At 38.2% G+C, this 20,967-nt stretch carries 19 protein-coding genes; 7 read left to right on the top strand and 12 right to left on the bottom strand.

Translation table 11 applies throughout. The annotated features are described in order from the left end of the window. Nucleotide 1: 1 nt before the first annotated feature. From BN1243_RS10950 to BN1243_RS10905, 10 genes are all read right to left on the bottom strand, one after another. Nucleotides 2-664: an ABC transporter ATP-binding protein gene (locus BN1243_RS10950; RefSeq protein WP_062106741.1), complete on the bottom strand. Its 663-nt coding sequence runs from the start codon at nt 662-664 to the stop codon at nt 2-4. After that, nucleotides 664-1,305, bottom strand: a complete 642-nt coding sequence (locus BN1243_RS10945; RefSeq protein ID WP_062106739.1) for an ABC transporter ATP-binding protein — start codon at nt 1,303-1,305, stop codon at nt 664-666. Before BN1243_RS10945 ends, BN1243_RS10950 begins: the two co-directional genes overlap by 1 nt. 3 nt (nt 1,306-1,308) lie before the next feature. Beyond that, entirely contained in the window at nt 1,309-2,199 is an 891-nt protein-coding gene (locus tag BN1243_RS10940) for a hypothetical protein (protein ID WP_062106737.1), read from the bottom strand. Further along, a complete protein-coding gene (locus BN1243_RS10935) occupies nt 2,192-2,959 on the bottom strand; it encodes a hypothetical protein (protein WP_062106736.1) in 768 nt (255 codons plus the stop codon). The genes BN1243_RS10940 and BN1243_RS10935 overlap by 8 nt, the downstream gene beginning before the upstream one ends. 93 nt (nt 2,960-3,052) lie before the next feature. Next, nucleotides 3,053-4,468, bottom strand: a complete 1,416-nt coding sequence (locus BN1243_RS10930) for a DUF6034 family protein (RefSeq protein WP_062106734.1) — start codon at nt 4,466-4,468, stop codon at nt 3,053-3,055. A gap of 90 nt (nt 4,469-4,558) precedes the next feature. Continuing rightward, nucleotides 4,559-4,696 (bottom strand): hypothetical protein, encoded by a 138-nt coding sequence (locus BN1243_RS22100; RefSeq protein WP_154669847.1) that lies wholly within the window; start codon nt 4,694-4,696, stop codon nt 4,559-4,561. Beyond that, nucleotides 4,683-6,068, bottom strand: coding sequence for a sensor histidine kinase (locus BN1243_RS10925; protein WP_062106732.1), 1,386 nt, complete (start codon nt 6,066-6,068; stop codon nt 4,683-4,685). Before BN1243_RS10925 ends, BN1243_RS22100 begins: the two co-directional genes overlap by 14 nt. 1 nt (nt 6,069) lies before the next feature. Continuing rightward, nucleotides 6,070-6,732 carry a response regulator transcription factor gene (locus BN1243_RS10920; protein WP_062106730.1) on the bottom strand — a complete coding sequence of 221 codons (663 nt, stop codon included), beginning with the start codon at nt 6,730-6,732 and terminating at the stop codon, nt 6,070-6,072. Nucleotides 6,733-7,284: 552 nt separating this feature from the next. Further along, nucleotides 7,285-7,653, bottom strand: a complete 369-nt coding sequence (locus BN1243_RS10910) for a hypothetical protein (RefSeq protein WP_062106726.1) — start codon at nt 7,651-7,653, stop codon at nt 7,285-7,287. Continuing rightward, nucleotides 7,643-9,547 (bottom strand): DUF2207 domain-containing protein, encoded by a 1,905-nt coding sequence (locus BN1243_RS10905; RefSeq protein ID WP_230200173.1) that lies wholly within the window; start codon nt 9,545-9,547, stop codon nt 7,643-7,645. Before BN1243_RS10905 ends, BN1243_RS10910 begins: the two co-directional genes overlap by 11 nt. Before the next feature lie 240 nt (nt 9,548-9,787). Between BN1243_RS10905 and BN1243_RS10900 the strand changes: the two genes are divergently transcribed. Continuing rightward, nucleotides 9,788-11,272: a GGDEF domain-containing protein gene (locus BN1243_RS10900; RefSeq protein WP_062106722.1), complete on the top strand. Its 1,485-nt coding sequence runs from the start codon at nt 9,788-9,790 to the stop codon at nt 11,270-11,272. A gap of 41 nt (nt 11,273-11,313) precedes the next feature. Here BN1243_RS10900 and lepB read toward each other — a convergent pair whose 3' ends face one another. Next, nucleotides 11,314-11,883, bottom strand: a complete 570-nt coding sequence (lepB, locus tag BN1243_RS10895; RefSeq protein ID WP_062106720.1) for a signal peptidase I — start codon at nt 11,881-11,883, stop codon at nt 11,314-11,316. A 183-nt stretch (nt 11,884-12,066) separates the two neighbouring features. On the opposite strand from lepB, the gene mscL reads away from it, so the two are divergent. The 6 genes from mscL (at nt 12,067) to BN1243_RS10865 (ending at nt 19,065) form a co-directional block, all read left to right on the top strand. Then, entirely contained in the window at nt 12,067-12,450 is a 384-nt protein-coding gene (mscL, locus tag BN1243_RS10890; RefSeq protein WP_062106719.1) for a large conductance mechanosensitive channel protein MscL, read from the top strand. 33 nt (nt 12,451-12,483) lie between these two features. Continuing rightward, nucleotides 12,484-13,785, top strand: coding sequence for a pyrimidine-nucleoside phosphorylase (locus BN1243_RS10885; RefSeq protein ID WP_062110580.1), 1,302 nt, complete (start codon nt 12,484-12,486; stop codon nt 13,783-13,785). A gap of 221 nt (nt 13,786-14,006) precedes the next feature. Further along, nucleotides 14,007-14,561, top strand: a complete 555-nt coding sequence (locus tag BN1243_RS10880) for a nitroreductase family protein (RefSeq protein WP_062106716.1) — start codon at nt 14,007-14,009, stop codon at nt 14,559-14,561. A 266-nt stretch (nt 14,562-14,827) separates the two neighbouring features. Next, nucleotides 14,828-15,283: a MarR family winged helix-turn-helix transcriptional regulator gene (locus tag BN1243_RS10875; RefSeq protein WP_062106714.1), complete on the top strand. Its 456-nt coding sequence runs from the start codon at nt 14,828-14,830 to the stop codon at nt 15,281-15,283. Then, the gene (locus BN1243_RS10870) at nt 15,280-18,399 is read left to right on the top strand and encodes an MMPL family transporter (RefSeq protein ID WP_062106712.1); all 3,120 of its coding nucleotides are present in this window, start codon (nt 15,280-15,282) and stop codon (nt 18,397-18,399) included. The genes BN1243_RS10875 and BN1243_RS10870 overlap by 4 nt, the downstream gene beginning before the upstream one ends. A 204-nt stretch (nt 18,400-18,603) precedes the next feature. Then, complete coding sequence (locus BN1243_RS10865) at nt 18,604-19,065, top strand: chemotaxis protein CheX (RefSeq protein ID WP_084781886.1); 462 nt, start codon at nt 18,604-18,606, stop codon at nt 19,063-19,065. A gap of 90 nt (nt 19,066-19,155) precedes the next feature. On the opposite strand, the gene BN1243_RS10860 is transcribed toward BN1243_RS10865, so the two are convergent. Beyond that, on the bottom strand, nt 19,156-20,874 hold the full coding sequence (locus BN1243_RS10860; protein ID WP_407638887.1) for a methyl-accepting chemotaxis protein: 1,719 nt from the start codon (nt 20,872-20,874) through the stop codon (nt 19,156-19,158). Between the last annotated feature and the right edge of the window lie 93 nt (nt 20,875-20,967).

Genomic DNA, 20,967 nt, shown 5'->3' with positions numbered 1-20,967 from the left:
TTTATTCCTCCCAAATCATTCCGTCATATAACACAAAATGTCTAGTAGCAAAGGAAGCGCTATTTTTTATTGTCGTAAAATAAATAACGGTTGCCTCATTGAAAGCAGATAGGGAGCTTAAAGTCTCCAGCAAATGTCCTGCCTCCTTTTTAGAAAAATGTGCTGTTATTTCATCGAATAATAGAATTTTAGGTTTTGTAACAAATGCACGTGCCATTGCAGCCATCTGCATTTCAAATATAGATAGCTGTTTGGGGTAAACGTGAGCGACATAGTCTAAATGGAATTGGTTAAGTAGTTCTAATGCTGCCTTTTTTCTTTTCGCTCTAGGAACACTTTGGATCATTAATGGAAGAGCAATGTTTTCCCATGTCGTCAAATTAGATATAAAATGCGGGTCTTGTCGTACAATCCCAAAAAATTTACCGCGCATGACCGCAGCAGTATCCGCCCTCATTTGATGTACAGCTTTTCCGTGTACATACACTTTTCCAGTGCTCGGGTACTCCATACCAGTAATTAGTTTAATTAGTGTCTCTTTCCCACTGTCAGGTTGACCGTAAATCTCTATTTTTTCACCCTTTAATACAGAAAGGCTCACATCGTTAAGGTGTACGCGACTAGAAACTGTTACGACATTTTCCAATCGAATAACCTCTTTCATCATCTCACCACCGTAATGACACCTGCATCCATTTCACAAACTGTGTCACATAACTCATCAATGTCGAGCTGGTTATGACTAGCGAGCAGAATCGTTTTTCCTTGTTCTCGTAATCCTTTAATAAGCTGATGGATTTGCGCTACACCATTTTTGTCTAATCCATTAAAAGGTTCATCTAAAATAAGAATAGCGGGGTTTTCCATAATCGCTTGGGCAATGCCAAGACGTTGCCGCATACCAAGTGAATATTTGCTCACCGGCTTTTTCAGCGTTGGATCAAGCCCAACTCTGCGGATAGTCTTCGCGATTGCTTGACGATCAATCTTTTTATTGAGGGAAGCAAGGATTTGTAAATTTTTTAAACCTGAATAGTTAGGCAAGAAACCGGGAGTTTCAATGATGATCCCCATATTTTTAGGGAAGTCAATCTCTTTTCCAACCTGCTTGTATTGGACGTAGATTTCTCCTTTATTTGGTAAAAGGAAGCCACAAATACATTTCATAAGGACCGTTTTTCCACTCCCGTTATTTCCAACAATGCCATGGATCTTGCCTTCCTCAAAATCATGAGAAACATTAGATAAGACCGTTTCATCGCCAAAGCTTTTGCTAACATTTTGAACTTTAATCGCTACATTCAACTTTTATCCCTCCGTTCCAGTAAAGTTAAAATTGAATTTTCGTATTGATCTAAGTGCGCAAATAAAACAAAATCCAATCAATACGACAAAAATAAGATAAGTTTGCCAGAGACGGGGCAATAAGTCGTACCCGAAATTATGCATATGATAGGTGGCGTGATTGAGAGGGGAGATCCAACCTAGAGCCACATTTGCTTTATACATATATTGTTCAGATAACTGGAATAGAGTTTGTAGAAGCGCAGGATTTAACAGGAATCCGAACAGGTTGAAAATAAGCACGCTTATCACTCCGCTTAACTGCCCCTTGTAAATTGTAAAAGTTAGCATAATAAACACCATAAGCAGCGTGTAAAGAAGCATTAGCAAAAAAATTGTCGGTGCGACCTGATAAGGGGTACTCATTTCCAATGTTTTTACAAAGGCAGGAAGGGCAACTGCCTCACCAGCACCTGAATAACCTAAGATTGCCGCTGTTTCGCTCCACATATTGCCGATAAAAGAATGATTCATGCTAACTAATGAGGTAGAGAGCAAAATAAAGATCATGTAGATTGTAGTCGCAAGCACAATATAGACCGCTTGTCCGCAAAGCCAAATTTTACGATTGATTCGCATTAAGTAAAAGGGTGTGCCTGTACTGATGAATGGCATATCGGCAAAAAGCAACATTAATAACAGGGAAGAAAGCAAAATGGATTGACTATCTCCAAATGTCCAGATGAACGGTTCCAAGATTTGCATAATCGTTCCATATTCATTCGCAAAACGCACAGCTTTATCCGATAATAGAAAACAAAGAATGAATGCTAACGTAAAAGTAATAAAAATACGCGGATTTCGGTGCCACTGCCGAAAATTATAAGCGGCAACGGAGACAATCTGTCTAAACATGGGCAATCCTCCTTTGTGCCACAACTGTAAAGATTAAACTTACTACCGCTATTAAAATGGAAAGGAGTATGATGACCCCGTAATGTCCGAACATCCAAACTTCCGAGGGGAATAGCCATTCTTTCGGGTAAAGAACATATAAACTATCAAAATATCGCTCTTTCAAAATGATGAGCAAATAATAGAATATAAAAGGTGAAGCATATGCTATATATTTGTTCATCGTCAAGGCGGCGAGCGTAAATCCGAAAAGTGATAAAAAGGCTCCTATGAAAAACAGCAATAATAACTTCGGTACAATTTTTGAAAAATAGGGCTGAGAAATTTCTGTCACATCGATCGCTAACTCCATCGGCATGAACATAAGCATGAAGAGTCCGTATGTAATTAGAATTCCGAGAAATAACACCATTCCCCCTGATAATCCACAGGCTAACAGCTTCCCTGATATGTAGGACGACCTGCCAGAGCGGTACAAAAATTGCTTTATAAAACCACTTTTGACATCGTCCACAAAGGCGGTTGTAAAGGGAAGCGCGGACAGAATAGGAAGTGCAAGTGTTATCGTATCCGAAGATAAAGCGGTCATAATCAATTGTCCGTGGTAGCCATTTTCCAAAGGGAGAGGATTTCGTATGATCTCAATAAAATCCTCGATCGAGGAGAAGGTAATGACGATGATCATGCTGGCTATACCGATGAGAAAGCCCCTTCCTGTAAGTGCGCGCTGAATATCTGATGTAAGAACATATTTATTCATGGATCTCATCCTTTTTGGCCGTAATAAATGGAAAGGAAAGAAAAATGGCCGTAAAAAAACAGGCATGGCATAATCATGCCTGTGTTCACACATTTAATAACCTAATCTTCTATTAATAATGGATCCGTCAATAGCGTTGATAGTTAGCCGACTATTGAGAAGGTCTGTGTCAATATAGGGCTCGTCATCTTCGTTATCGTATGTTAATGTTCCGAAGTAGTCCCATACAGGAATTAGTAAAGCTGTATCTGAGTTATTTTTTTCATTAATTCGCATTAATCCTAATTGTGCCTTTGAAATATCGAGCGTTGTTTTTGCTCCATCCTCCCCAGGATAGGCATGTGTGATCAGGCTCATTTTTTCAAATACATCCTGGATATCAGCAAACGATTTGACAGTCGTATTTTCCGTCACAGTTTCGCCAAGCTCGTATGGTGAGAGCCAACTAAATTCAACAATACCAGTGTCATCGATAATAAAATGGACGGTTTCATTTGGCCAACCGACAGCAACTTTCTCTCCTGTAGTATTATCTGTTTCATAATCAGTCTCAACTCCGTTACTAGTAAAGGTAATGGGAATGCCGTTGATTGAACGTACATATTCTAGACGATAAGCTTTTCTTTCTTGAGTATCTACAGGTCCACCCTGAAGTGTCGCACTGCCAGAAACCATTTCAAAGGAAGATAAAACCATATCTTGAATGCCTAGCTGAGATATAAGATCCGTGGCAAGTTCTATTGCTTCCTCCTTTGTTAGAGAAAGTGTTAATTGTTTCATAATAGCGGAATCTAAGCCGCTTTTTTCGAAGTTTATCTTCAGACCTTCATTGAAGTAGTAACCTTCTGAAATAGCGTAGCCTTTTTGTTCTTTCGAATAAAAAACACGATAATTATTTTCAGCAGGGTTATTGATTATTTCGATATAATTGTAGTTGCTATTATGATGGGAGATCCCTTTTATACTTTCCCCGCCCATTTCGTCCTGTTCAAATGTTTTGGCAACAGATGTTACTTCTTTTGGAGTTTCCGTAATTCCCATTTCCTCTAGTTTTTCAATATTCATAGCTAGCTGATCCCGCTTAGCTTCGTTTTTCTCCTGCGCTAATTCCGCCTTCCATTGGATAAGCTGTTCTGTGTAAGTGGTGCTGAAGATAGAATTCTCATCGATCAGTTCATTGTCCCCGATAAAATAATCTAGTATTTTGTTCGCTTCTTCTTGTGTAAAAGGATGTTTTGCCACTCTTACTGTTGGAATTCCTTCAACATCTGGAACAACCACTTCGGCATTGGCATTAACCACCACATTGCCACTTTTATCCGTAACAGATGTTTGCAGCGTAGCTGGTGCATTCAACATTTCAGTTAACTTTTTATTATTTTGATTAGTTTTCGCCACATTTACCATCTGCTCGGTATCCTTTTGTATCACGACAGGATTTTCGGGGGTTGCCTGACAGCCCGCTAGGAAAGTTACCGTTATAATAGAAGTTATTAATTTCTTTTTCATCCTCATTTCCTCATTTCCTAGTAATTGCTGTTATTATAAGGGGTAAACAGGCAACAAGAATTCATCGAATTGTAAGCAGATTGTAATTTTTTATCTTGATTGCACAAAAATAATTTTCCCTTTTGTTTCGTTTAAAACATGAATAGTGATTTTGGGAATTACAACGAGGGAGAGCAACAATAAAAGAATTAATAATCCGTATAATAAATTCCACTTACTTCTTCTCATCGTAGTTAAACACCACCTTCACAGTTGTTCCTTTACCAGGTGTACTATCAAATAAAAGCTTTGCATGATGGAGGCGCGCTATTTCCTCAACAAGCGCAAGTCCGAAACCAGTGCCATCAGATTTGCGACTGCGTGACGGATCAACCATATAAAAAGGTTGGGTAATTTTATTTAACTCATTATGTGAAATGCCGACACCTTGATCCTTTACTAGAATAGTATTCTCTTTTGCTAAAACATCAATCGTATCACCAGGTTTTGAAGCTTTCCCAGCATTATCGATCAGATTGAGAAGGAGACTTTCCATTAGATCACGATCCATCATAAGTTCACCGATATTATTGTTAATTGAAAGGGTTAATTGCCGATCCTTAAGCTGTTCGGCACACATGAGCTGTACATCTTCTAACAAGCGGGCAACATTATATGGATTCATGGGAATACTGTCCTTTTGCCGAAGGACGATTAGTTGCAAAAGCTTTTGCGATAATCGCTCGATCCTTGTGCAATCCGAATAAATACGCAAAAGTGCATCTTCACGTTCTTCTTCATCCATTTTTGTATATAATAATGTTTGCGCATTTCCAGATATAGACGTCATCGGAGTTTTTAGTTCATGTGTAAGTGCAGACATAAATAAAGTTCGTCTGTCGACTTCCTCGCGTAAATCTTTCATATTTTTCTCGATTGCTGATACCATTTGATTAAAATTAGTTGCCAGCTCCCCGATTTCATCCTTTTCTGCAACAACAATCCGTTTATCGTAAATCCCTGAAGCTATCAATCCTGTATTCTGTTTCAATATGGAAATAGGGCGTAGTATGAGGCGAATTAAAAAAATCAATGTGACCCCTGATACGAATAAAATAATGAGATTAATAATAGCAAACTGATAGGCCATATTTTTAATATTAGAATAGACGGAGCTAATGTCGTTTATTTTATAAAGATGATAGTTCGTTTCCCCGATCTGCAAGCCACTGCCAACAATTAAAATCGAGCGATTATCGATATCTTGAATAATATATTGGAGCATGTCTTCTTCCATTGGAAGATAATCCTCAGGGTTAATTGAAGTAGCATTATAAATAACATCCCCGTCAGAGAGAAGAACGGTATGTTGATCAGCAAATTTATCAATTAAATAACGAGCTAGGCTACGCTTGGAGGTTACACCATATTCGTCGGTAACAGCATTTTCCATCGCAGTACTCCAAGAAGTTACGCGCATTTGCTGATCTGTTATAGTGTTTTCTATCGCGAGTTCAAGATTGCTTTTTCCGGAACGAATGAGGAGGATTAGACTACAAATACTTGTCGCCAATGTAATCATAATCATGGAGATAAGCGATACTTTTAACCATAATTTCATGTTAATCCTCCAAACGATAGCCCATCTTTGAAATTGTTTTAATATTGTTCGTTAGTCCAAGTTTTTTTCGCAGTTGTCCAATATGTACATCTACCGTTCGAGTCTCGCCAATATAGTCAACACCCCATACACCATGGAGCAAACGCTCGCGGGAAAGGGCGATATTTTTATTTTTCGCAAGCATAACTAGCAGGTCAAATTCCATTGGTTTCAAGACGATTTCCACGCCGTTTTTTCGAATCGACCTTTCTAATAAGTTGATTTCCAAATCAGAAGCATAGAGGATTTGGCTCACTTTTCCTGTACGCTCCAACACCTTTTCGATCCGGACAAGTAACTCTAAAATTTCGAATGGCTTCACTATATAATCTTCTGCACCGCTGCGTAAACCTTGAATTTTCGACTCTAAATCCGCCTTTGCTGTTAAGTAGATAACAGGAATATTATCGTGTTTCAAATAATCCATTAACTCAAACCCATCTAAATGAGGCAGCATAATATCAAGAAGGGCGAGATCAAAATCTGTATCCGTTGCTAAAATATTTTTTGCTTCCTCACCATCAAAGCAAGCAAAAACTGCATAACCAGTTGAAAGTAAGTTTTTCTGAATAATCTTTGATATGGATACATCATCTTCCACTATTAAAATTCTATTTCTAGCCATCCTTTTACCTCCACTTTTTACCTTCATTTTGCCATAGAAGGTGTAAATAGGTATACAACGAGTTGTAAACGAATTGTAAACACAGTGATTGTTGCTATGAATGGGAACATTTTTTGAGAATGGTGGAAGGGAGGGTTAATCTTCGTTATAATAATGTTATGAATATTCTGGGGGTGAAAAACAATAGATAAAAGGAAGATGCGATCCATTTCAATTTTTTTAACACTATTTCTCCTGTTTGTTATCCCAAATCTAAATCCATCCCATTTGCATACAAATATTTATCAGTTTGAATACGGGTTTCCATTTCCGTATTTCACAGTGTATAGCGATACTTCAACGAATTGGTTGTTTCCGAAGTTATTTAATGGCAATGCTGGAGTAAATATCAACCTTTTCCCGGCATTACTAAATTTTCTCCTTTTCTACGGAATGTTTGTCCTGTTTTATAAAGTTAAAAATAAATACTTCAATTCTAATCCGATTAATTCAAGAAATTGAAAAAAGCACTGCGCATGTGATGTGGCAGTGCTTTTGCATTTGGCAGAACCCTTATTTTCTACTCCCACAATGAGGACAAGAGCTTAATTCACGATCATACTCATATTGACAATTCGAGCAAGTTTTCGTCTCTGTTACGATGTGCTTTTTGATATACGCTTTTTGCTCTTGAATCTGGTACATTATCATTTCTTGGTTATCTAAAATCAGGGCTAATGCAAAAAAGATTAACGCTGAAACAATTCCGCCTAATAGGGAAAAGAAGAAACTCAAAATGGCTCCCGTCATAATTCCAGCAATAACGCTAATAACAATCATGGCAATCCCGACAACATTCAGAATCCTAACGATTTCAAACACCACCTTTTCGACAAAATTCGGGGCGTGCCAGGCACCTGGAACCGGCACTTTAAAATGCACCGGCTCCGCCTCCGCCGCCTGAGCCTCCACTTGAGCCAGATGAGCCGCCTCCACCAGATGAGGATGAGCCGAATCTTGAATGGAGCATTCTATAGTTATAAGAGTAAATTCTTGCTGTTTCCCTAGGGGAGATTAAAAATGGGTAAATAGAATCTGTTTGCGTTGCTTCAATTTTATCCCCGTAATGAGCCATAAAAATCAACGCCTCATTTAGAGCAATGGCGTGCTGGTAGTATATTTCCACCTTTGATTTGACTTCGGGAATCTTCAATTCCTTTTTCCTCAATTGCTTTAACCACTTTTTTGCTCCTTTAAAATATTGCACTCCCTGATAAGTTGGATATGTCATTGGTAAGAAGCCCGAGATGAAGATGAGCGGCAACGCAGAAGCTTCTAAAAATTCCAATCCCGGATCTAATCCAAATTCAGGAAATGCAAAAAGAAGTATTAAAAAGAATATGGTGGATACAACTCGTTCATTTTTAAAAAATCTTATAATATTGTATACAGCAAAAATACTAATTCCAAGCAAAACATCTGAGCGTTCTCCCATGCCAATCCATAAATTGAAGGTAGCCCACAGCATCCACACTGGAATAATCGCATTTATGAAAACTTTCCTTAGTAAAACGGGTTTTACAAAGGCTTTTATATTTGAATCTTTAGCTGCTATTTTTGCCCACTTGCGATAATTTGCCTTAAATTCCTTAACTAGTATATTATTCGTTTCATTGTGTTTCTTTCTATTCGTTTGAACAGGAAGTTCATCTAAATAAAATACCCGTTTTCCATTTTCAGAGGCAGTAAACAGCCAATCTATTAAAAACTGATCTTGTTCAGATAAGTTAGCTGAATTTTGCTGAATGCTAAATTTAAAAGTATGATCCAACTCTGACTCATCGTCTTGACTTGAAGAAACATGTTCAACAGTTAAGTCCCCATTTTGATATAGCCGAAAAAGGGCGGCATTCACATCTTGCGGTTTTAATTTCAATTTGCGATAGATCGCTGTTAAAGTAAATGAATCCATGTTTCCAATATCACGAGAAGAGGCAGCAGGACCAATCCAACGGAGTAGCCTTCTTAGAAACAGAATGGAATATACCGCTAAGAGAATGAAAATGAAAAAGATGACAGCATTCACATTTTCTAAAAATGGAAGCCATTTATCCCGTGTGACTAATCTTTCATCGTATTTTTCCTCTTCTTTTAAGAAGGTTGGAAGCATTTCTTCCTTTTCTGTAAAATCCATTTCACTTAAAAAATCAGCTGGAAATAAAAGTCTTAGTTCAAACGGCTGTCCACCTGGTAGCTTATTATTTTGATAGTATAAACCTGTTTCTGTTAACTGAAAATCTCCTCCACTCAAATCATGCATAAAACCAAGTGATTCTACTGGCAGCTTATTGACTCCATAAAGCTGCACAAATACACGCAGATGGTTTATGTCGTCCTCACCCATTTCATCGAAGAAGCGCCAATAAAATTCACCGACATCTTCATATTTACGGATGGCGTCACTTAGTCGATAACGATAAAATACTTTTGTCGTTTCATTCTCGGCGGGGCGATGGATTTTGAACGTATAATCCTCGCGTTCGATTTTGAGCGGGGTTGCGTCCTCTTGTGAGATTTTTCCCATTTCCGCATCATCAGCTACTTGATATCCTTCAAAAAATTCAACACCATTGAAATCGTCGTCGCCAATAATGCGTGTAGTTCCATTAAAGGAACCTTCAAACGTATAAGTATATAATTCTTCAACATACAGATCACCATCAGGAAAAATAAAGGCGTTAATGTCGACAGCATCTATGGTGAATGATCTCGCACTTGCATGTGCAGGAATAAAAAATAATATTAGAGCTAGAGCGGGAAGGAAGGTTCGAATCAATTTGAATGGCAAAAACTATTCATCCCTTTCTTGTACGTAACCCTCATTATAAACAAATGCAGTATTTTAATGAACGGGACCTAATAATCACATTTTTATATTAGCTTCTAGTGATAAACGGATCTCTCTGATCCTTTTCCGCTGCTAGAGAAGTGATTAATCAAAATGGTATGGAGTATGAAGTTAGTAAATAGTATAATAGTCTTAGGTGTAATTTCCCATATATAGGAGGTTTGACCCATGAATAAACATTTTCGGTTACACCTAACATTGGTTATGATTATTTTTGCTGTATTTATTACGTTTTTTGTTGCCTTTTTTGATCAAACAAAGATGAAAGAAAAACTTATTGATGAACATATAGCAAAATTGGTGACAGCAGAAGAAAGGATTATGGATTCCTTACATACGATTGATCAAGTTTATTTATTGTTTGATTCGGATATAGCAGAGGAAATGAAAAGATATTCTAATGAACTATTAGCCCTTTATGAAACGAATCCAAATGTTGAAGATTGGGATTTTGCAGCTCTTAAAGAGAAATATGGAATGGATATCTACATATTGAATGATCATAATGTAATCGTTAACAGTAGCTTTCAACCTGATATTGGTCTGGATTTTCATAGTTGCTGTCTAGAATTCTCCGAGCTATTAGACAAGAGGAGAAAAGCAGGAAAGTTTGTGCACGATGGCATGGACTTACAACAAAAAAGCGGTGAAATAAAAAAATTTAGTTATGTGCCAACCCCAGATCAACAATACTTGATTGAATTAGGTGTCTCATTAACGAATGGAGAGATATTTCGACATTTTAATTTTTTGGATTTAGTCAAAAGGCAGGAAGAGAAATATTCGTTTATTAATCGAATTTCTGTCTATAATCATGACGGGTTTATTATAGGCAATGCTAGCCAGCAAAAAGGAGATTTGCAGTCGTCACCAGAAAGGCTAGAGGCGTTCCAAAAAGTTGTCTCAGGTGGGAAACCGATTGAAATAAAGGAGATGTGGAATGATAATGAGTTTGTAACATATCGCTATATTCCATATGAGGCGACGATAACAAGAGGGTTATCGACCAATCGGGTTGTGGAAATTATTTATAATGATGTGGAATTAAAAGAGTCTATTATGGTTGAACGCCGAGAATTTTATCTTCAGCTCGCCGTAATCTTTGCAGGGGCTATTTTGCTGGCACTGCTTATTGCTAGATTAATTGGAAAGCCAATGCATCTTGCTTTTCATGATAGTTTGACAGGATTAAAGAATCGTGCTGCTTTTGAGGATTTGTTAAGAGAACAATTGAACCGCAAACGAAAACGTACTGCTCTAATGATGATTGATCTCGATAATTTTAAACAGGTTAATGACCAACTTGGCCATATAGAAGGCGATCGGATTTTACAGTTAACAGCAAAAATAATTGAAACTTTAGTAGGTAAGGATGATATCGGTGCCAGAATTGGCGGGGATGAGTTTGTTATCATTTTTCCAGATGCTGAGGAAAAGCAATTGGAGTTGATCGCTGTCAATTTAATAAAACGATTAAAACAACAGTTCCAAGCGCAAGCAGCTTTTCCTATTTGTGTTTCTGTTAGTATCGGTATTGCACTTGCTGAGGAAGAAGATGATGCAGAAAGTCTGTATAATAAAGCGGATATTGCGCTGTATCAGTCTAAAGAAAATGGAAAGCATCAATACCATATTTTTAAAGAGGCAAAATAAACAGTGGGGGCCGAAAAACCTCCACTGTTTGAAACTTCACTTTACTTTGTTATCCTAATATTTTTAAAGGGAAATAAGACAAATTTACTTTTGCCAATAATTCGATCTGTTTCGATGAATCCGAGAGTATCTAATGAGTCGGTTCGACTGTCCATGCTATGTGGGCGGTTATCTCCCATAACAAAATAGTGATCTTTAGGAACTTCAATCGGACCGAAGTCTCCCGTTAAGCGGCTGCCTAGTTGGTTAGCCGTCTTTTTATAGTCATCAAGGTAAGGCTCACGAATCTCTTTACCGTTAACAAATAAAACATCGTCTTTCATTTCAATCGTCTCACCTGGAAGACCGATTACTCTTTTAACGTAATTAATTTTTACTTCATCATCTTTTATAATGACAATATCTCCTCTATGTATCTCGCCGATCCAGGAGATAGTTTTACTTACAATAATTTTTTCATGATCATGAAGTGTAGGTTCCATCGATGCTCCTTCCACCAAGACAGGGGTTAAAATATAAGCCCGGATCAGAAATGCAACAACGATCGCAAACAAAATCGATCTTGCCCATCCCCAGTCCCAATATTGTTTACCCTTTTTCTCCTCTTCCATTCCCTCACCTCGTGTATTCGATATATTCCCGGACGTGCCTGTCATACTCGAATTCGACAAAATTCGGGGAGTGACAGGCACGTGTCTAATAATATTATACGATTTTTCTATGGAAATAGATGGACAATTTGTGAAAAAAAGTTAAAGTAAAAGGAAAGTTATTTGTATTGGAGTGTTGCAAATATGTGGGAAGAATTTAAGAAGTTTGCCGTTAAAGGTAATGTGTTGGATTTGGCCGTCGCTGTTGTGATTGGCGGTGCGTTCGGTAAAATCGTTTCCTCGCTTGTGGACAATATTATTATGCCACTTGTAGGAGGGTTACTTGGTGGTTACAGTTTTGAAAAGTTGCACGTATCAATTGGGGATGCTGAAGTTACATATGGAATTTTTATTCAAAGTATTGTCGACTTTTTCATTATCTCTTTTTCCATCTTTCTATTTATTAAACTTCTTGGAAAGTTGAAGACTAAGAAAGAAGAGGAGGTAATAGAAGAAGAGACGACAGTTGCCCCAGAAATAGAGTTATTAACGGAAATTCGTGATTTATTGAAAGAGAAAAAGGATTAAATTTGAATATAAACTAAAGGGGTGTATTTTATGATGCGAATGGTAGATATTCTCGCTAAGAAAAGGGATGGTCTTTCATTATCTAAAGCGGAAATCGATTTTGTTGTGGATGGCTATACGAATGAAACTATTCCTGATTATCAAATGTCGGCCTTTTTAATGGCTGTTTATTTTCAAAGTATGACACCTGAGGAGACGGCATGGTTAACGATGGCAATGGTGGAATCGGGTGATCAAATTGATTTGAGTGGAATTGAAGGACTGAAAGTGGATAAACATTCGACTGGCGGTGTGGGAGATACGACAACTCTAATTTTAGCACCGTTAGTGGCGGCCCTTGGTGTCCCGGTTGCTAAAATGTCAGGGCGCGGTTTAGGACATACAGGTGGAACGATTGATAAATTAGAATCGGTTCCTGGTTTTAAGGTCGAAATTCCAGAAGAGACGTTTATCGATTTAGTGAATAAGAATAAACTTGCAGTCGTAGGTCAGTCAGGGAATTTAACGCCAGCCGATAAAAAAATCTATGGATTGCGGGATGTCACGGGCACGGTCGATTCAATACCTTTAATTGCAAGTTCAATTATGAGTAAAAAAATTGCTGCTGGTGCAGACTCCATTGTTCTTGATGTTAAAGTAGGTTCAGGAGCTTTTATGAAAAAAATCGATGATGCGAAAGTATTGGCCGAGGCTATGGTAGAGATCGGCAACCAAGTCGGTAGAAAAACCGTTGCGGTCATCTCTGATATGAGTCAACCACTTGGGCTTGCGGTCGGAAATGCCCTTGAAATTAAGGAAGCCATTGAGACATTGCAGGGGAAAGGTCCAGCTGATTTATATGAATTATGTTTGGTGCTTGGCAGTAAAATGGTTGTGCTCGCTGGAAAAGCAGGGTCAGAGGATGAGGCTCGTGTGATGTTAGAAGAAGTTGTGGAGAATGGCAAAGCATTATCCGCTTTTAAACAATTTTTATCAGCACAAGGTGGAGATGCAGCGGTTGTAGATGATCCTGGAAAACTTGCGCAAGCCCCATTTCAACTTCCTGTAGCGGCTCCAGTAAGTGGGTTCGTTTCGGGAATTGTTGCAAATGAAATCGGAATTGCTGCCATGATGCTAGGTGCTGGCAGGGTTACTAAGGAATCTGAGATTGATCTTAGTGTTGGAGTTGTTTTGCATAAAAAAATCGGGGACTCTATTGAAGCTGGAGAGCCGATTGCAACCATTCATAGTAATTCGGCTGACGTGTCCGAAGTGGCAAAGCGCATCGTGGCAGCCTACAGCTTTTCGGATGGTAAGTCAGAATCAATTCCTTTGATACATGCAACGATCAAATAGAATATAAAGAGGAGTTCGGTAACGATTTAGATTAAATCGTTACCGTTTTCCAGAGGGCCTCGTGGATCGGTAATAATTCAGTGTAATTAACGAATGTGCAACGAGGAAATAAGAGGTGTTCCAAGAAACTCCCCATTTTGGGTGTCCTTCTCCTTGATATTAATTGTAATCATGATATTATTGATTGAAAATGATTATCATTATCTATCAGGAGGCACAAAATGTTAGCGGTTAAATCAGTTGCTGAAGTAGTTCGTGAAAGGACGTCTGTTAAAGCTGGATATATCGACAAGGAAGTCAGTCAGGAACTCGTTCTTTCCCTATTAAAGGACGCGGTTTGGGCCCCGACTCATGGTGTAAGAGAGCCGTGGCGGTTCATATTTATTTCGGGAGATCGTAAAGAAGCCTTTATCGAAGCCGTCTTACAATGCCATGAGAAAAACAAGCATGAAGCTGTTCGAAATAAATTCATCAACGTACCTGCATTCTTAGCTGTCGTCATGACAGAAGATCCGCGCCAAAAACAATGGGAAGAGAATTTTGCTGCAACGAGCTGTATGTTACAAAATTTCCAATTACTCGCGTGGGAGAAAAATATTGGAACCGTATGGAAAACGCCACAGCACATTCATGATCCAAGATTTCGTTCAGCACTTCGTGTGGAATCTGGTGAAAAGATTATCGGTGTCCTTAATATTGGTTACTTTGATAAGGAGATCGTTTCTAAAAAAGTCCGGAAAAGAACGGACCCTGCTGAAAAATTAATTGCATTCTAAGCCCCCTTTATAAGGGGGTTTTTCTTTGACCTGTAAAAATTCAAGGTACCTGTATTTGCACAAAACGAGCAGCCGGTTTTCACATGAGCTATATTGTGTTGATTTACGAGTAATGTGTGTTCATTCGCACATGCCAGGATCCAATCTCTATCACTACTAATTAAAGTTTGTTATCCGCTGTTGCGAATCTTCGAAATCTGTTCATTGACACTATCAAAAAAATCCTCTATAGTTTATGGGGTCAATAGTTTATGGGGTGAACTAATTTGAATAAGGAAAGAATACAGGTTATTTTTGAACGGTATATGGACATTTTTATGCATGGTACGAAAAGTGTTTCAATGCAAATGTCTACTCATTTGATGGAGGAATTGTCGTTTGAGCAGTTTTCGCTTTTGCGAATGCTTTATTTGCAAGGACCTGTTCGTGCATCGGAATTGGCAGAACAACTGCTAGTTCACAAAAGTGCGATTACAGTCCGGGTAGAAAAGTTAGTTAAGAAAGGGTTGGTGGAGCGTCACAGAGACGAAAGTGACCGTCGCAATGTTTTTTTAAAGCTTTCTGATGAAGGAATCCAATTTTATGCAACGTTGGAAAAAAACATTAACCAATTTGTAGAAACGATTGTTAAAGATATTCCCGAAAAGGAAATGGAAATTTTCCTTAATGTTTACGAAAAGATTGCTGATTACATAGAGAATTACAGGGGGGACGAGAATTGAGAACCATTTTAAAATTGAGGTGGGGCATAGTAGCAGCATGGGTAGTAGTTGCTATATTGTTAGCTTTGAATTCACCTGATATGGCTCAACTTGTTAGGGATAAGGGCCAGCTTGAGATTGCTGATGGATACCCATCAACGGTAGCTTCAGAGATTATAGATAAACATTCTTCCAGTGAAGAAGGGACAGAGGCGTTTATTCTCGTTTTTCATGATGATCAAAAGCTTTCTGACTCCCAACTAGATAACATTCAGTCAACAATCGCACATCTTGAAGAAAATGAATCCAAGCTAGGGATTTCAGGGATTACAACCCATTTTAATGACGATGCTCTAAAAGATCAGCTTGTTTCAAAAGATGAGAATACGATTATTGCATTGCTAGATGTCAAAATCGGTAATGAGGAAATTAAGGATATTCGTGATCGACTTGATCAAGCCATTAAAACAGATGGTGTTGACACTTATATGACAGGGAACTCACTAATCAATGAAGATGTTGTGATTAGTTCCGAAAAGGGTCTTGCCAAAACAGAAGTGATTACGGTTATTTTTATTATGATCGTACTTTTGCTAGTCTTCCGTTCTGCAGTGGCTCCATTTATTCCACTGCTAACCGTTGGGATGACTTATGTCGTGAGTCAAGCGATTGTTGCTTTTCTCGTTGATGTAGTGAATTTTCCAGTATCGAATTTCACTCAAACCTTTTTAGTTGCAGTCCTTTTTGGAGTAGGAACAGACTACTGTATTTTGCTTTTGAGCCGCTATAAAGAGGAACTGTCAAACGGTCAAGATATTCATACAGCCATAGTTACCACTTATAAAACGGCAGGGAAAACGGTCATTTACAGCGGTCTCGCCGTCATGATCGGTTTTGCATCAATCGGTTTCGCAACTTTTAAACTATATCAATCTGCTGTCGGTGTTGCTGTTGGTGTCTTCGTCCTAATGATTGCGCTCTTTACAATCGTTCCGTTTTTCATGGCTACTTTGAAAAAGGCTCTTTTCTGGCCGGTGAAAAAGGATATTTCTCATAAGGAAAGTGGATTATGGGGGTGGATGGGGAATCTTGCCATTGTTAGACCTCTTGCGGCTTTAGCAATTGTTGCTATTTTTACAGTACCGCTCATTATTAGTTATGATGGAGAATTATCGTTCAACTCCCTTGACGAAATTGGCGATGACTATGATTCGGTTAAAGGCTTTAACCTCGTTTCCGAGAATTTTGGACCGGGCGAAGTGATGCCAATTCAAATCGTTCTTGAAAATGATGAATCTATGAAATCAACAGAATATCTAACTATTATCGAATCAATTGGGAATAAACTTGAAAAATTAGATCACGTTGATAAAATTCGTAGCGTTACAAGGCCAACAGGCGAGAGAATGGATGAAATCTATGTTCAGAATCTGGCTGGAGAACTTGGAAAAGGGATAGGAGAAGGAAACGACGGGATTTCCACAATTAAAAATGGATTGAACGAGGCGGCGACTTCGCTTAAAGATTCCAAACCTGAAATTGAAAAAGCAACATCGGGAATCGGTGATCTAACTGCGGGTACAAAAGAGCTTCAATCCGGAGTGACAAAACTTCAGTCGGCCCTTACTCAGATTGAAACCGGCATTAGGTCCGGTGCCACTGGGGCAAAGGATCTTAAAAATGGAACTACTCAAGCTGCGAAACAGGCGAAAGAGCTTCAGACTGGAACTCAAGCTTTGCTAGAAGGATATGTGCAGGCACAAGAGGGGCTTACACAATTAATTGCACAATATGATAAGGTACCAGCGACTTTGAATGAAGCTCTCGGACAATTGCAATCCTTAGGTACTGCTTTATCGAAGCTTGCGGAAAATCATCCAGAAATTACAACAGATCCGAATTTTGCCGAAATCTCAGCCATCATGCAAACTCTTCCGACACAGGTAGGAACAGCGGGTGGAACGATTTCCGCGTTAAATGAGGAATTGAAGAAAGTACGTTCAGGATTAGATACAGCTAACCAAAATTTAGCGAAAATTAGTGGCGGTCTTGGTGAATTTTCAAAAGGCTTGAACGAGATTACAACAGGTTTGGCTCAGCTTGAATCTGGATTAGGTAAGGCGTCTTCGGGACAGAAGCAAGTTGTTCAGCAACTGCCTCAGATATCTAAAGGACTCGGTGATATTGCTAGTGGTCAAGAACAATTGAAAACAGGCTTCGGCGATATGGGAAGTCAATTAGATGAATTAAGTGATGGTCTTGCGCAAAGTAGTGAAGGGCTCGGAAAAATTGAAGAAGGATTTGGAGAAGCGAAGAATTATTTAGATGAGCTTTCTAAAGATCAAAACTTACAACAATCAGGTATTTATATTCCTGAAGAGCTTTTGACAAATGAGGACTTCCAGCAAGTATTTGATGTCTATTTATCAGAAGATGGAAAAATGACAACGATGGATGTCATTTTAGATGCCAGCCCTTATTCCAAACAATCAATGGATCTTATTGATGATATGGAAAAAGCGATTCAGGAAGTAACGAAAGACACGAAGTTAGAACAGGCCCATATTGGTGTGGGCGGTGTCACTAGTATGAACCGCGACCTTGAAACGATGTCCAATGCCGATTACACCAAAACGGTTACGTTCATGATGATTGGGATTGTGTTAATCTTAATTATTCTACTTCGCTCTCTTGTAATGCCAATCTATATTATTGCATCGTTACTCTTAACCTATTATTCTTCGATTGCCATGACAGAGCTTATTTTCGTTAACATTCTCGGATATCCTGGTATTAACTGGGTTACGCCGTTCTTCGGGTTTGTTATCCTAATCGCGTTAGGTGTAGACTATTCCATCTTTCTAATGGATCGTTTCTCGGAATATAAGGAACTGGATGTTAAAGAAGGAATTTTAATTGCGATGAAAAATATGGGAACTGTTATTATGAGTGCTGCCGTTATCTTAGCTGGAACTTTTGCAGCTATGTTGCCATCAGGTGTATTATCGATGCTGCAAATTGCAACACTCGTTTTAACGGGACTTCTATTCTACGCATTAATCATTTTACCGCTCTTTGTTCCGGTATTGATAAAAGTGTTAGGAAAGGCGAATTGGTGGCCCTTCTTAAAACATTAACTTAAGGCAAAAAAACTTGGGCATCTTTTCGTCCAGGTTTTTTTGTGTCATTTTGCTAGGTCTAAAGAATCAATTGTTAGAATAATGATGTAGAAAAATGTTTAAAATTGTTGAGTTTTGTAGTAATTAAGTATGGAATCATATATTATTACTTTATGCTGTTAGTAATAAAGTAATAATGAAAGCGAAAAGGGAGTGTGTACATTGGCTATTGCGAGTGGAGATCGAAATATTTCGATTACTTATTTGTTAAATGGGACGATTCAGTCTCTAAAAAATATTGTACCGATTCCTCATGAGATAACAAAACCAAAATTACTTGGCCGATCCTTGGAACTCCAATACGGAGTACTGATTGGTATCATTGGTGATATAAAAGGAAAGTTAATCATAGCAGGGCAATCCGCTACGTTTGGTGCAATTGGTGAAGTCATGTTCGGAATGGCTCTGGAAGGGGAAATGCTTGCATCATTTAGCGGTGAATTAGGAAATATGATAGCGGGAAGTCTCGCGACGATTATTGTTGAACATGGAGTAAATATGGACATTACCTCTCCGACAATCATTCAAGGCGATGTTACCTTAACTGGTTATGATAAAGCGATTCAACTAACTTCAATGTTTGCAAATGCAGGAGATTTGGAGATTTATTTGTTACTGGATTGATGATAGGGGATAAAGTAACATAACTCATTCGGACGGTTAAAATAGAAAAAAAAACCGCCGAATGACTCCGACAGTTTTATACTTCTTGATTTATTTCGTTTTAAGCAGATCTTTCTCTATGCCCGCCATTTGATCCTTTATTTGCTTTAACAAAGTATCCAATTCTATTAACAAAGATCCGGCATCAGTAGGTTGATCATTCCTGACTAGTGAATGTATCTGTTTAATAAGTTTCTCGTACTTTTGGAGAGGTTTCTCAAGGGTCTGAAAGGAAACAGAAGAACGAACAAATGCATTGTTTTTAAGCTTATTATACCAATCACCTACTCGGACATCTTCAGATAAGTGATAGCCCATGACGGTATTGTAAGCCCACCACTTTGCCAATAAATGCTCTGTTTGGGCAACTCTAAGCAATTGTGCTTCTGTTAATTCAGGAATTTCTTGAATCGTTTGTTTTCTTAAGTCGTCAACTTGACAGCTTGCTTGATAAATGGACGATCCAGTTTCATTTACTTTGTTTTTAATTTTTTCTGTATGGAGACGGACAGCATTCATTCTTGTGGAAATTTCCTGAGTTGCCGCAGCCTGTTCTTCAGCAATCGCGGCAATTGTACTTGTCGCATTTCCTACTTCCGTCACTTTACTCATGATTTGATTTAAAGTTACCATTGCTTCTTTAGATTGGGATATTCTTCCGTCTAATTGGCTCGCCATATTTTCCGCAACATTTTTCACTTCAGTGGATTCATGTTGGATTTTTATAATAGTTGCAGAGATTTTTTCAACCGAAATTCTCGTTTGATCCGCTAAATTTCGAACTTCATCTGCTACTACAGCAAAACCTCGACCACTTTCTCCAGCCCGTGCAGCTTCAATTGATGCGTTAAGTGCAAGTAAATTCGTATCATTTGCGACGTTTTTAATGAAATCTACTATTTGTGAGATTTCATCTACTTGCTGCACTAACGACTGTATATCGTTTTTCATATTAAGAAAATCATCAGCCATAGATAAAAATCCATTTATGGATGTTTCGATAACTTCCTGTCCTTGGCGTGTTTCCTTAACCATCTGCTCCGTCTTTTCGGAGACTGCGACTGCATGGTCAGCGACTTCGGCAACAGAAGAGTTTAATTCTTGGGCAGAAGAACTAACATGCTCAGCTTCGTTTACTGTATTGTCCACATCATCTAATAAATCCTTAACCTTATCAACACCTATCACATATTCTGTGACAGTATTAATTTTTTCGACCATCTTATAGTCATTCGCCTCTTGATAAGCTCCTAAAACGACTAAACTATCAAAGGTTATGATTCGGTTTAAGGCAAGGAGAATATCGGCTAATTCGATCGGAGATTTATAAAATTTAGCAGTAATAAAAGGGAGCAAATATTCATAAACACGAATGTACGAACCGATATACCATTCATCGGTCAAATGAATTCTGCTATGTACTTGTCCAATTTTTTTTCGATAAAGGATGTAATCTTGATCAACGATACCCTTTGTCAATTCTCTAAAATACTTTGTAATTGCATTCGTATAACGTTCCTTGTAAGAATATTGCTCAAAGATCCTCTTTACTTCGGGAATACCCATAATCATGTTGTAATGTCGTTCCGCGATGTTAGTAGCGTGTTCCTCCATGATAGTATCGATTTTTTTTAGGTTTTCGAGATCCTTTTGAGTAAGTTGAGTTAATTCCAATAGATTAGAAGCTTGTGTGTTATGTATGTTTTCCGTTAAATCACTTTGTTGAATGGGCTGAATGCTAATATTTTTTATCTTGTTAGCGAGTAACATCGAGATCATTGCACGAACCTCTTTCCTATTAATTTTGTGTTATAGGGCTAGAATACCATAAACATATCATTTTCATTACTTGGATAACTTGAT

It is taken from the genome of Bacillus niameyensis (assembly GCF_001375535.1).
In the GTDB taxonomy this organism is placed as follows: domain Bacteria; phylum Bacillota; class Bacilli; order Bacillales; family Bacillaceae_C; genus Lederbergia; species Lederbergia niameyensis.
The sequence above is the reverse complement of the archived record's forward strand: the minus strand, read 5'-3'. Positions and strand labels throughout refer to the sequence as shown.